Origin of the sequence: Bradyrhizobium sp., assembly GCF_017881085.1 — a bacterium.
Taxonomy (GTDB): Bacteria; Pseudomonadota; Alphaproteobacteria; order Rhizobiales; family Xanthobacteraceae; genus Bradyrhizobium.
The window spans coordinates 1-12682 of the sequence record NZ_JADGRI010000139.1; the positions used below are offsets into that span (position 1 = coordinate 1).

The window sequence follows — 12682 nt, forward strand, 5'->3', positions numbered from 1 at the left end:
GCCATCATCGATCGGATATCGAGCTTCTGAACCTGGTCAACGTAGCGGGCGGGCATTGCGAGACCTCCCTTCTTCAATCGGTGCTCGGAGCTTTTCGTTCACTCCTAGGTTGAATAGGAATGTTTACCAGAGTTTTTATTGGCCCGATTGTCACTCCGCTGTAGTAATAAGTCGAGTTAAAAGAGTGACATACGGCAAATTAATTTGCTCCCGTAGGGATTGCATCTAACCGTTGGCGCCTTAAATACCTGATCTGTTTTGAACCCCCTTAAAGAGGAGATTTTGGTATGGCTCAGGATGACACATCTCACGTAACCGGCACGGCTTCCGACGCGCTGCGGCACCCTGCTTCGGCCCATTCCGACAAGATCCCGGAAACCGGCGACCCCACACCCAAAGCCGGCGGACCGTCCGTTGCCGATAGGTTGTTGCAGGCCCCTGTCCTCACCGCGGGCGAAAAGATGGAGGATTATCGGGCGCTGGAGGCACAGATTTTGGCCGCGATGCAGCCGCAAACGTTTTTTGAGCGACTGCACGCCAGCGACGTTTGCCATGCACTGTGGGAGGAACAGCGTTTTCGCCGTCAACAGGCGGCTTTGCCGGGTGCGACCGGCATGAAAGCCTTGGTGTGCCTTTTGGCGTCGATCGGTTTCGAAAAGGACGCGCTCGACATTGCCACGAGCTATTTTGGCGAGGATGACGACGAGCGCAGCAACGCAACCGCGCTAATTCGGCGCTTTAATATCACCGATGACGCCATTAACGCCCAAGCAAGCCAGCAAAATCTGCCAATTCTCTCAACGTTGGAACACTTGATGGCCAACCGGCAATCGCGGCGTGATGTCGTCGTCAGCGAATACCACCGCCGCAAGCGCAAGGCCGACAAATTGACCGCGCGCAAATCTGTCGCCGAGCCGCAAAGCGATCGACCTGCGACGGCGAGGCACTAACAGAGGGAGAAACCAGCGATGGCAACCGCCAAGCAAGTTGCAGCCAACCGGGCGAACGCCGCGCGCAGCACCGGTCCCCGAACCCCCACAGGCCGGGCAAAATCAAGCCGAAACGCATTTCGTCACGGCCTGTCGCTGCCGCTGCCGCGGGACCTCACCACGGCTACCGAGATCGATCGGCTGGCGCAGGCCATTGCGGGCGAGAACCCGTCCGCGCAACAGCTCATGGCGGCGAACGAGCTTGCCACAGCCCATTGTGAGCTGATGCGAATTCGAGCGCTCCGCTTTGCAGCGACGCCGGCGCTTTCGGCTACGCTCGACCCTAGGCGCTTGCGCTGGGTTTTGGGATTTGACCGCTACGAGCAGGCGGCCTTGTCCAGGCGAAAGCGTGCCGCAAAAACGCTTGACCGGCTCGACCTCCCAGTGGGGCTGCCGTGAGCGACCGGGCTACTCCAGCAGGGTTTACAAAACGAAGCCAATCCTGCTGGCAATCGATCGGCACTTACAAAACGAACCCAATTTGTCGGAAATGTCGTGGGCAACTTCACGGCGCGATGTCGCCCGCCTCGAATTCCCCGATGACCGTCACGTTATTTGGCGCCGACGCCCTATTTTCGCCGCCGCCAATCTGGAGAACCGCATGCAAGCCAAATCCGATCGCCGAGCTTTGCGGTTTGGAACCGGTTTATTTTGGTTGGACCGCGCCGAGTGGGGCTGTAACGCGTTGATCACCACGCGTATGGGATGGCGTCCAGGAAAGCGAGCTTCATGACCGACCCTGCTGTGGCGCCCGAAACCCCCGATGTCGCGGAAACCGTCAGCTTCTTGCGTCGGTTCGCCGACATGATGGCCAACGGGCACAACGGGTCCTATTTGCGCCGGGCTGCCGATCTTCTGGAAAGCCTGACGGCGCGCGCCGTGTCAGCCTCGGATGAGGAAGGTGTCTGGCGAGACAAGTATGAAACCTTGACCCAGCACGCCGATGCGCTGGAAACCGAATGCGACGCGCTCAAGCATGACATCGACGGGCACCTGGAGATAGCTTCCTCGCTGCTGGCCGAACGCAACGCGCTCGGGGGAACGCTGCAGGCGAGAGAAGCGGAACTCGCCGTGCTTCGCGAGGCCTTGGGCCGGGAGCGCGACGAACGCGCGGCCAAATCGGCCGCGCACGAAGGGGCGCTCAACGAGCTTCGCGCGGCATTCGATCAGAAGCGCGAAGCGCTGCAGGCAACGCTGGAAGCGCGTGTCGAAGAATGCGACCAGCTTCGGCGCGATCTGGACCGCGAACGTCAGGACGGCGCGGCAACACGGGCGGCGCGTGAGGAGGAATTGTCCGGGCTTCGGCTCGCCTTCGACCGCGAGCGCGATGAATTGCAGGCGCAGTTGAAGGCGCGTGGCGCCGAGCTTGCCACGTTCCGCATGGTCTCCGAGCGCGAGCACGATGCACTCAAGGAGAAATTAGCTGTCCTCGAAGCCGAACGGGTCGAGTTCCGCTCTGCCTTCGATCGCATCAACACCCTGAGAAACCAGACGATCGTGCCTGCCGCCGGTGCCGAAGCTGGCGCAAAGCCTGGAGCCGGCGCGGAAGCCGTTGCGCTTGCGGCACAGCAAGACGGTCAGGGGGCTAGCGCCGGAGAAACCAATGCCGTTGTGCCCAAAACCACGCTGCGTCAGGCGCGCGCCCAGTTCGAATATCTCGCGAGGGAGTTCATCCCGCTCGGCGATATAGCCTCGCAGGTGATGTGTGAACTCGGGGCCTACACCATGGACATGGCACTGATCGGCGGCCAGTCAAATGACCATCTGCCGGTGGGCGAGGTAGCCCGCAGCATCCTCGCGCCTGCCGCCTCAAACCGCAGCTAGCGGCTTTACCTTTTCCGCGTCGCCGCGCGACAATTATAGGCACGGCGAAAGCCTGCGGCCTGCGCATCGTCCTCGGAGCAGAACCAGCGATCGGGCCTGGTCAGCGGCGCATAACTTCGGCATCCCTGCAGTTGATAGATGCCCAGGTTGCCAGTCACGCGCGCGCGGACCGCGAATTTTGCCTTGATGTTGCAGCCGGGCGGCGCCGCCGATTCTTCCGGAAACAGGACTGCCCGAATTTCGCGGTCCTTGTCGCTTCGGCAGGCCGCGCCCAGCAGCGTTCCGTCCTTTTTGCCGTGCCGGAATTCCTGCGGCGCGACAAAGCACCCGCGCCACAAGCCCGTCTTGCCGTCCTTGGCGGCGGTTTCGTCGCTCTTGAAGTGGCCCTTGGCAGAGGGCTCGGATGTCAGCGCAAAACCCTGACGTACCATGAGTTGGTTCAGGCTGGCGGTTTCGCCGTCGACGGTGCAAAGACCGGCGTGGCGCTTGGGAAGCGTCTTGTCCGGCCCCAGATCCTCGCAATGCACGCCGCGCCCGCCGATCAGTCGTGTCAATTGGTCGCGCGCTTCGACGCCGCAGGTCCAGGGGTCGGCGTGATCGTCGACGCAGATCTGATCGAATTCCGGCGCGTCCCCGCCATCGAGCCGGTAGGTGACGCCGGCAAGCAGGAGCGTGGCGCCATCCTTGACGGTCGCGTTGGCGGCCCAACCGGAACTCGCCGGGAAGAAGAACGGCAGCAACACGACAACAAGACGCATCGGCGTCAGCAGACCGCGAAAACCGGTATTCCCCATGATTTTCATTCTCCGCCTCAGCGCCACATCCTGCGCATGCGGGCGCCGACGTCAATGCGCGGCCCCTGGCTTGCGGCACGCGCGTCCGTATTGGCCGCCGCCAGCGGCCAGGTGGTCTGTTCGAACAGCCGGAGCAGCGCAGACGGAATGAAGCGGGTCCGCGCGGCATAGACGTGGCCGTCGCCCTTCGTGTGCTGGCCGTGGGTGAAGAAGCGCTGCGGCACCATGAGATGCAGATCGTCCCTGGCCCGCGTCATCGCGACATAGAGCAGCCGGCGTTCCTCTTCGATTTCGGCCGACGTCCCGGCGCCGAGATCCGAGGGCATGCAGCCGTCGACCACGTTGAGCACATACACCGATTTCCATTCCTGCCCCTTGGCGGAATGGATGGTGGACAGGATCAGATAGTCCTCGTCGAGCAGGGGGACTCCGGCCTGGTCGCTGGTGGCGTCGGGAGGATCGAGCGTCAGCTCGGTGAGAAAGCGCTCCCGCGAGGGGTAGCCGCTCGCGATCTGTTCGAGCTGGATCAAATCGGCGCGGCGGCTCTCGGAATCCTCGTGGATCCGGTCGAGATGCGGCTCGTACCACAGCCGCGCGCGTTCGAGGTCCGCCGGCCAATTCGAATGGCTGATATCCGTCACCGTATCGACGAAGGTTCGCCAGTCTTCGCCGGCGCGCGGCGGGACCGGCGCGTCGGCAAGGGCTTTGAGCGGATCGGCGGCGCCGGCCATGTGATCGAGCGCCCGCTGCGCCGAGGCGGGACCGACCCCGGGGATCAGATGCATCAGCCGGAAACCCGCGACGCGGTCGCGCGGATTTTCCACAAAACGCAACAGCGCCAGCATGTCCTTGACATGCGCGGCATCGAGGAATTTCAGGCCGCCGAATTTGACGAAGGGGATGTTGCGCCGGGTCAGTTCGACTTCCAGCGGCCCCGAGTGGCTGGAGGTGCGGAACAGTACCGCCTGCTGCTTCAACATCGTGCCGGTTTCGCGGTTCTCCAGGATGCGCTCGACAATGCAGCGGGCCTGGTCGGCCTCGTCGCGCACGACGACAAGCTGGGGCTTTGTGCCCGAGGTCCGGTCGGTCCACAGGTTCTTGGTGAAACGCTCTTTGGCGAGATCGATGACGCCGTTGGCCGCGGCAAGGATCGTCTGCGTCGAGCGGTAGTTGCGGTCGAGCGTGATGATGTCGGCCGGCGGCGAGAATTTTGCCGGGAAGTCGAGGATGTTGCGGACGGTCGCGGCGCGGAACGAGTAGATCGATTGCGCATCGTCGCCGACCACGGTGAGGCCGTTACCGTGGGGCTTGAGCGCCAGCAGGATCGAGGATTGCAGGCGATTGGTGTCCTGGTATTCGTCGACCAGCACATGATCGAAACGGCCACCAATATCGGAGGCCAGGACCGGATCGCTCATGCTCTGCGCCCAGTACAGCAAGAGATCGTCGTAATCGAGCACGTTGTGGCGCTGCTTGGCCTCGACATAGGCCGCGAACAATTCCTTCAATTCCGCCGCCCAGCCGGAGCACCAGGGAAACGACGAGCCCAGCACCTGTTCGATCGCGTTCTCCGCGTTGACACAGCGCGAGTAGATCGCAAGGCAGGTGCCTTTGGTGGGAAAGCGGCTTTCGGTTCGCGAAAACCCCTTTTCGTGCCGTATCAGGTTCATCAGGTCGGCGGAATCCTCGCGATCGTGGATGGTGAAGCCGGGATCGAGACCGATCTGCTCGGAATATTCCCGCAAGATTCGCGCGCCGATGCCATGGAAGGTGCCGGCCCAGGCCAGCGCGTCGGTCATGACGCCGGCATTGTCGCCGATGACCTTGCGCGCGATCCGCTCGACACGCTTTGTCATTTCGGAGGCGGCGCGGCGGGAAAACGTCATCAGCAGGATGCGGCGCGGGTCGGCGCCGTTGACCACCAGATGGGCCACGCGGTGGGCCAGCGTGTTGGTCTTGCCGGAGCCCGCGCCGGCAATCACCAAAAGCGGCGCGAAGGGCCCCGCGCCGACGGCGCCATGCTCGACGGCCCGCCGTTGCTCGGGATTGAGGCTGTCAAGGTAGGCGGCTGCCGCTGGCACGGATTGGTCGTCCCCCGAGGGTGGAGAATCACATTCCGTGATTCCCGCGCTGCGCACAATGATCCCTCCGGGGCGGCCCTCGTTCCCTCCCGCCGCCTCGGCTTCGGCGCGTCCGGCCAGCGACGTCGGATCGGCGCCATAATGCCTGAACTCCTTGCTGCCGACGCCGGGAACGCCCGTCCTCGACCGCCGCGATGAGCGCGGTCCGCGCAAGGTGGTGCTCGACGAGACCACCGGCGTCGTGGTCTCGGTCACCGGAGGCGATGACGACGATCATCATCGGCACTGAGCGTAGGCGTATCGGAGTAAGCGCGTTACTTTCGGCGAGGGCGGACCCCGCCTCGCCGAAAGGCTTCTTACGCCTCGGTTACCCAGCCTTCACCAGCGCGATCAGCTCGTCGCCGTAGTGTTCGAGCTTCTTGTCGCCGATGCCGGGGATGCCGCGGAGTTGCGTCAGCGTGGTCGGTCGCAAGGTGGCGATGCCGTCGATTGTTGAATCGTGCAGCACCACATAGGCCGGCACGCCGCGGCCCCGCGCCACTTGCGACCGCCAGGCCCGCAGCGCGCCGAGCAGGGTCGGATCGCCGGCTTTGTCCGCGCCGCCGGAAGCGGGCGCCAGATCGCCGCGCCGGGATTTGGTCCGGCTGGCGCGATTGCGGGAGCCCGGGGTTTCCTCGCGCAGCATCACCTCGGTATCGCCCTTGAGGACGCCGCGCGCCGTTTCCGTCAGCTTCAACGCGCCGAAGGCCTCGGAGTCCGGCGCAAGATGGCCGAGCGCCACCAGCTGGCGGATCGCGCCGCGCCACTGCTTTTCATTGAGTTCGCGGCCGATGCCGAACACGGAGAGCTTGTCATGCCCGAATTGCTGGACGCGCTCCGTCACGCGCCCGACCAGCACATCGATCAGGTGCATCGCCCCAAAACGCTGCCCGGTGCGATAGGCGCAGGACAACAGCTTTTGTGCGATCACCTTGCCATCGCGCAGGGCCGGCGGCGACAGGCAGTTGTCGCAATTGCCGCACCTGGCCGGGCCAAGCGTCTCGCCGAAATAGCCGAGCAGCCGGGTGCGCCGGCAGGTCGTGGTTTCGGCAAGGCCGACCAGCGCCTCCAGCTTGCCGATCGAGACGCGCTTGAACGCGTCGGAGCCCGTGGACTCCTCGATCATGCGGCGGTGCTGCACGATGTCCGACAGGCCATAGGCCATCCAGGCGCTGGACGGTTTGCCGTCGCGGCCGGCCCGACCGGTTTCCTGGTAATAGGCCTCGATACTCTTGGGCAAATCGAGATGCGCCACGAAGCGGACGTCCGGCTTGTCGATGCCCATGCCGAACGCGATGGTGGCGACGATCACGACGCCATCTTCGTTGATGAAGCGATCCTGGTTGCGCGCGCGCATAGCGGCGTCGAGGCCGGCGTGATAGGGCAGCGCCTCGATGCCGGCCTTGGTCAGCGCGGCGGCCGTGTCCTCGACCTTGGCGCGCGACAGGCAGTAGACGATGCCGGCGTCGCCGGAATGGCGTTCGGCGATGAAGGCCTTCAGCTGCGCCGGCGCGTTCTGCTTGTCGACGATTTCGTAGCGGATGTTCGGGCGATCGAAACTCGCGACGAACTGCGGCGCGCCGGAAAGCCCAAGCCGATCGACGATCTCCTGCCGGGTGAGTTCGTCGGCCGTAGCGGTTAGCGCAATGCGCGGCACGTCGGGAAAGCGCTCGGCGATGACCGACAGGCCGATATATTCGGGGCGAAAATCATGCCCCCAATGCGATACGCAATGCGCCTCGTCGATCGCGAACAGCGCGATTTTGGCGCGGCCGAGCAGGTTGAGGCAGCGCGGCGTCACCAGCCGTTCAGGCGCGATGTAGAGCAGATCGAGATCGCCGGCGAGCAGCCGGGCCTCGACCGCGGAAGCCTCGTCAAACGACAGCGTGGAATTCAGCACCGCCGCCTTGACCCCGGCCTCGAGCAGGCCGGCGACCTGGTCGCGCATCAGCGCGATCAGCGGCGAGACCACGATGCCGCAGCCTCTTCGCAGCAAGGATGGCAACTGATAGCACAGCGACTTGCCGCCGCCGGTCGGCATCAGCACCAGGCAATTGCCACCGTCGGTGACATGACTGACGATCTGTTCCTGCGCGCCCCGAAAGCCGGGCAGGCCGAATACCGAATTCAGCACGGAAAGCGCGTCGGGGGTGTCGTTTCCGGTTTCAGGGGTTGCGGCGGTGGCGGGAACAGGCATGTCGAATCAGTTGTCCGGACAAGAATTTGCGGGAACGGGTCTGCGCGACCGGCACCGTCAGATGCTCGAAACGGCCGGCCGACGATCTTGGTAAGTCTATTCCAGATTCGGGGCGGCCCAGCCATTCACTTGTTCGGCTGGCGCAAAGAAAAGCGTTTACGCGCCCGCCCGCTTTAGCGCTTGCGCGACGCTCAGGATCTGGATCTTGCGGCGCGACGCCGCCTCCAGCGCATGGCGCAGCATCGTCGGCGAACATCCGTAGGGGCTGGGCGCGGCCTTCACGTCGTGGCCATAGAAGATCAGCCGGCCGTTCCCGGCCACGGCTTCGTCGAACACGCGATCTATTCCATCGCGGTCGATATTGGTTTCGATCAAGGGCGTGGAGCGCAGGAACTGCACGGTGTGGCAGGCGACTTCGTAGCCCCGGCGAAGAAGGGCTACGATCTCATCGGCGCTGACCCCGGTCCAGTGACCCGGCCACTGATCGACCAATCCGCTGGTGAAATAGAACGTTCCTCGCGCGCCGCCCGAAAGATATTCGAGCCAGTTCCTGAAAATCGCGGCGCTCTCCCAAGTCCGGTTTACCGCCAGGCATCCAACACATAAGATGCCCTGCACCCTGCCAGAGTCCGCTCGAGGCCGGCCAGGAAAAATCCTTCCATGCAGGACGGAAAAAAGCGATGAGCAACGAGGCCTACAAATCCTGGCAATGCCGGAGTTGCGGCTACATCTATGACGAGGAAAAAGGCGACCGGGATGAAGGCCTGGCGCCGGGCACGAGGTGGGCCGAAATTCCGGACGACTGGGTTTGCCCGGAATGCGGCACGCCGAAGAGCGACTTCGATATGATCGAACTGTAGATGCAAAACCCGCGAATGCACATTCGATCCCGGTTGCTCACACTTGCGCCTTTGTATTTGGTCGATATCGGCCATAGTAGTCCCGAAATGCAATTGTCGCGCTTCGTTCCCATGATGAGCAGCGCTATGAACCGAGAAGTGGAGAGGGCATGACGAAGGCGATCCTGGGTATAATCGGCGGATCCGGTATCTACGACCTGCCCGGGCTGGAAACTGTCCGAGAGGAGGCGATTGACAGCCCGTGGGGCCAGCCCTCGGCGCCGGTGCGTCATGGCACCATCGCGGGCCTGCCGATCGTTTTTATGCCGCGCCACGACAAGGGCCATCGGCTATCGCCTTCCGACATCAATTATCGCGCCAATATCGACGTGCTGAAACGCGCCGGAGTCACCGACCTGATCTCGCTGTCGGCCTGCGGCTCGTTCAGGGAGGAGTTGCCGCCCGGCACCTTCGTGCTGGTCGATCAGTTCGTCGACCGAACCCACAAGCGCGAAAGCTCGTTCTTCGGCAGGGGCTGCGTCGCCCATGTCTCGATGGCGCATCCGGTGTCGCCGCGCCTGCGCATCCACCTCGCCGCAGCGGCCGAGGCCGAGGGCATCGCGATCGCGCGCGGCGGCACTTATCTCTGCATGGAGGGCCCGCAATTCTCCAGCTACGCCGAAAGCATGACCTACAAAAATCTCGGCTATTCGGTGATCGGCATGACCAATATGCCCGAGGCAAAGCTCGCGCGCGAGGCCGAGATCTGCTACGCGACGGTGGCGATGGTGACGGACTTCGATTGCTGGCATCCCGACCATGACGCCGTCACCGTGCAGGACATCATCCGGGTGCTGACCACCAATGCCGACAAGGCCAAGGGCCTGGTGGCGCGGCTGGCAAGGGAGTTTCCGCGGGAGCACGAGCCGTGTCCGATCGGATCGGACCGCGCGCTCGACACCGCCATCATCACCGCACCGGAAGCCCGCGATCCCGCGCTGCTGAAAAAGCTCGATGCGGTGGCGGGCCGGATCCTGCGCGCGTGAGATCTATGGTATCGATGGCGTCATGAAGGTCGACGGCAGGCATATTCGCAGTATCTGGCTCGAGCCTGACGGCACCACCGTCAGCGCGATCGATCAGCGCCGGCTGCCGCACCATTTTGTCGTGGAGCGACTGACGAGTTGCGACGCCGCGGCGGACGCGATTTCTTCCATGCTGGTGCGGGGCGCGCCGCTGATCGGCGCGACCGCGGCGTTCGGGATGGCGCTGGCGATGCGGGCGGACGGCTCCGATGCTTCGCTCGATCTTGCCTATCAGCGGCTGATCGCGACACGGCCGACCGCGATCAACCTGAAATGGGCGCTCGACGAGATGACCTCGCTGCTGCGGCCGTTGCCGCCGTCGGATCGAACCGCAGCGGCCTACTCGCGCGCTGCCGAGATTTCCGAGGAAGACATCGCCATCAACCGGGGCATCGGCGAACACGGCATCGCCTTGATCAGGGCGATTGCGGCAACCAAGAAGCATGGCGAGCGCGTCAACGTGCTGACCCATTGCAACGCCGGGTGGCTTGCGACCGTCGACTGGGGCACCGCGACGGCGCCGATCTATCTCGCGCATGACGCGGGACAAGCCGTCCATGTCTGGGTCGACGAGACCCGTCCGCGCAACCAGGGCGCCTCGCTGACCGCCTGGGAGCTAGGCCATCACGGTGTGCCGCACACCGTGATTCCCGACAACACCGGCGGGCATCTGATGCAGCACGGGATGGTCGATCTCGTCATCGTCGGTACCGACCGGGTCACCGCCAATGGCGACGTCTGCAACAAGATCGGCACCTACCTCAAGGCGCTCGCGGCGCATGACAATGGCGTGCCGTTCTACGTGGCGCTCCCGTCGCCGACCATCGATTTCAGCGTCTCCGACGGCATCAAGGAAATTCCGATCGAGCAGCGCGGGGCTGAAGAAGTGACCGATATGACCGGCCGTACCGCCGACGGACGGATCGAGACGGTGCGGATCGTTCCCGACGGCTCGCCGGTCGCCAATTACGGTTTTGACGTGACGCCGGCACGGCTGATCACGGGATTGATCACCGAGCGCGGCGTGCTCAAGGCAAACCGCGCTTCGCTGGCCGCTGCCTTTCCCGAACGAACCGCGGCAGCGGCCGAATAACCGAGGAACGAGAGCCGATGCAAAGCGCCTGGATCGATCGCGACGCCGAAGCGGCTGTCTGCCGTTACGAAAGGCTTGGCCGCGATGTGGCTTTACGAGTCTACACCACGCGGCTGTTGGGCCAGGATTGGCGGCTGGTGCTGCATGGTGGCGGCAACACTTCGGTGAAAACGACCATCGCCGATCTCAACGGCGAACAGGTCGAAGTGCTCTGCGTCAAGGGCTCCGGCTGGGACATGGGGACGATCGAGCCCGCCGGCCTTCCCGCGGTGCGGCTCGCGCCGCTGTTGAAGCTGCGCGCACGCGAAAAACTTTCCGACGAGGAAATGGTGCGGCTGCAGCGCGCCAATTTGATTGATCCGGCATCGCCCAATCCGTCGGTCGAGGCGCTGCTGCACGCCTTTATCCCGCACAAATTCATCGACCATACCCATTCCACCGCCGTACTGGCGCTCAGCGACCAGCCCGACGGCGAAGCCTTGTGCCGGGAAATTTATGGCGCGCGTGTGGGCTACGTTCCCTATCTGATGCCGGGTTTTGGGTTGGCGAAAGCCGCGGCGCAGGTGTTCGATGCGGATGCTTCCGTCGAAGGCCTTATCCTGGTCAAGCACGGCATTTTCAGTTTTGGCGCCGATGCGCGGCAAGCCTATGAGCGGATGATCGCGCTGGTGAGCCTGGCCGAAGAGCGACTCGCGAAAAAACGCAAGCCCGCATTCACAAGCGCAAAATTGCCGGCCCGCGTTGCGAACGTTGCCGACGTCGCGCCGATCATCCGCGGCGCCTGCAGCTTGGCGGACAGCAAGACCGACGGCGCCTGGAAGCGTTTTGTGCTGGAGTTTCGCGGCAACGATTCGGTGATGAATTTCGTCAACGGCACGGAGGTCGCGCGCTACGGCCAGGCCGGCGTGGTGACGCCCGATCACAACATCCGCATCAAGAACAAGCCGCTGGTGGTCGCCGCGCCCGCAGAGGGCGACCTCGCCGGTTTCAGGAATTCGGTCCGTGACGCCGTCGCCACCTATGGCGAATCCTACAAGGCGTATTTCGTCCGCAACAATGCGCGCGTCGGGGGCATCAAGACGATGCTTGATCCCCTGCCGCGTGTTGTTCTGGTGCCCGGGGTCGGCCTGTTCGGGCTCGGCCGCAGCCAGAAGGATGCGAAGATCGCCGGCGATCTGGCCGAAGCCGCCATTGCCACCATCACGGATGCGGAAGCCGTCGGCCGCTTCGAGCCGCTGCCGGAGGCCGATCTGTTCGATGTCGAATACTGGTCGCTCGAGCAGGCGAAGCTGGGCGGCGCCAGGGAGTTGCCGCTGGCGGGACAGGTCGCAGTCATCACCGGCGCCGCCGGTGCAATCGGCTTTGCCACCGCCAAGGCATTCGCGGCGGCGGGCGCCGAAGTGGCGCTGCTGGATGTCGACAAGGCCGCTGCGCAAGCGAAAGCCAAGGCGATCGGCGGCGCCGCGCTAGGAATTCACTGCGACGTCACTGATGCCGCATCGGTCAAGGATGCCTTCGCACAAGTCGCCGCCGCGTTCGGCGGAGTCGACATTGCGGTGTCGAATGCCGGCGCCGCCTGGCAGGGCCGGATCGGCGAGGTCGACGAGGCGGTGCTGCGCGAGAGTTTCGAGCTGAACTTCTACGGGCACCAGCGGGTCGCGCAGGCCGCCGTCAAGATCATGCGCGCGCAGGGCACCGGCGGCTGCCTGCTGTTCAATGTCTCCAAACAGGCGGTCAATCC

General features: G+C 64.0%; 12 protein-coding genes. 8 read left to right on the forward strand and 4 right to left on the reverse strand.

The genetic code is table 11. The features are described from left to right. The first annotated feature begins 287 nt into the window (after positions 1-287). The 3 genes from QZ213_RS14765 (at position 288) to QZ213_RS14775 (ending at position 2813) form a co-directional block, all read left to right on the forward strand. Entirely contained in the window at positions 288-950 is a 663-nt protein-coding gene (locus QZ213_RS14765) for a hypothetical protein (protein ID WP_291686821.1), read from the forward strand. A gap of 18 nt (positions 951-968) precedes the next feature. After that, a complete protein-coding gene (locus QZ213_RS14770; RefSeq protein WP_291686822.1) occupies positions 969-1388 on the forward strand; it encodes a hypothetical protein in 420 nt (139 codons plus the stop codon). 345 nt (positions 1389-1733) lie between these two features. Continuing rightward, positions 1734-2813, forward strand: coding sequence for a hypothetical protein (locus tag QZ213_RS14775; protein WP_291686823.1), 1080 nt, complete (start codon positions 1734-1736; stop codon positions 2811-2813). A 5-nt stretch (positions 2814-2818) separates the two neighbouring features. Here the strand turns inward: QZ213_RS14775 and QZ213_RS14780 are convergent, their stop codons facing one another. Both QZ213_RS14780 and QZ213_RS14785 read right to left on the reverse strand, forming a co-directional pair. After that, positions 2819-3571, reverse strand: a complete 753-nt coding sequence (locus QZ213_RS14780) for a thermonuclease family protein (RefSeq protein ID WP_291686831.1) — start codon at positions 3569-3571, stop codon at positions 2819-2821. Positions 3572-3624: 53 nt separating this feature from the next. Next, entirely contained in the window at positions 3625-5688 is a 2064-nt protein-coding gene (locus QZ213_RS14785; RefSeq protein WP_291686824.1) for an ATP-dependent helicase, read from the reverse strand. 154 nt (positions 5689-5842) lie between these two features. Between QZ213_RS14785 and QZ213_RS14790 the strand changes: the two genes are divergently transcribed. After that, entirely contained in the window at positions 5843-5977 is a 135-nt protein-coding gene (locus QZ213_RS14790; RefSeq protein WP_291686825.1) for a hypothetical protein, read from the forward strand. Between the two features lie 78 nt (positions 5978-6055). Here QZ213_RS14790 and recQ read toward each other — a convergent pair whose 3' ends face one another. Further along, positions 6056-7924 (reverse strand): DNA helicase RecQ, encoded by a 1869-nt coding sequence (recQ, locus tag QZ213_RS14795; RefSeq protein ID WP_291686826.1) that lies wholly within the window; start codon positions 7922-7924, stop codon positions 6056-6058. A gap of 156 nt (positions 7925-8080) precedes the next feature. Further along, positions 8081-8542 (reverse strand): hypothetical protein, encoded by a 462-nt coding sequence (locus QZ213_RS14800; RefSeq protein ID WP_291686827.1) that lies wholly within the window; start codon positions 8540-8542, stop codon positions 8081-8083. 62 nt (positions 8543-8604) lie between these two features. On the opposite strand from QZ213_RS14800, the gene QZ213_RS14805 reads away from it, so the two are divergent. The 4 genes from QZ213_RS14805 to QZ213_RS14820 form a co-directional block, all read left to right on the forward strand. After that, a complete protein-coding gene (locus QZ213_RS14805) occupies positions 8605-8784 on the forward strand; it encodes a rubredoxin (protein WP_291686828.1) in 180 nt (59 codons plus the stop codon). A gap of 149 nt (positions 8785-8933) precedes the next feature. After that, positions 8934-9809: an S-methyl-5'-thioadenosine phosphorylase gene (locus QZ213_RS14810; RefSeq protein ID WP_291686829.1), complete on the forward strand. Its 876-nt coding sequence runs from the start codon at positions 8934-8936 to the stop codon at positions 9807-9809. Between the two features lie 22 nt (positions 9810-9831). After that, the gene (mtnA, locus tag QZ213_RS14815; protein WP_291686832.1) at positions 9832-10941 is read left to right on the forward strand and encodes an S-methyl-5-thioribose-1-phosphate isomerase; all 1110 of its coding nucleotides are present in this window, start codon (positions 9832-9834) and stop codon (positions 10939-10941) included. 17 nt (positions 10942-10958) lie between these two features. Then, on the forward strand, positions 10959-12682 hold a 1724-nt coding region (locus tag QZ213_RS14820), incomplete at its 3' end, for a bifunctional aldolase/short-chain dehydrogenase (protein ID WP_291686830.1).

Excerpts from the sequence above, each read along its gene's own strand:
- QZ213_RS14765 (WP_291686821.1), top strand. The coding sequence starts at position 288 with ATGGCTCAGGATGACACATCTCACGTAACCGGCACGGCTTCCGACGCG.
- recQ (WP_291686826.1), bottom strand. The coding sequence starts at position 7,924 with ATGCCTGTTCCCGCCACCGCCGCAACCCCTGAAACCGGAAACGACACC.
- QZ213_RS14810 (WP_291686829.1), top strand. The coding sequence starts at position 8,934 with ATGACGAAGGCGATCCTGGGTATAATCGGCGGATCCGGTATCTACGAC.
- QZ213_RS14770 (WP_291686822.1), top strand. The coding sequence starts at position 969 with ATGGCAACCGCCAAGCAAGTTGCAGCCAACCGGGCGAACGCCGCGCGC.
- QZ213_RS14805 (WP_291686828.1), top strand. The coding sequence starts at position 8,605 with ATGAGCAACGAGGCCTACAAATCCTGGCAATGCCGGAGTTGCGGCTAC.
- mtnA (WP_291686832.1), top strand. The coding sequence starts at position 9,832 with ATGAAGGTCGACGGCAGGCATATTCGCAGTATCTGGCTCGAGCCTGAC.
- QZ213_RS14780 (WP_291686831.1), bottom strand. The coding sequence starts at position 3,571 with ATGCGTCTTGTTGTCGTGTTGCTGCCGTTCTTCTTCCCGGCGAGTTCC.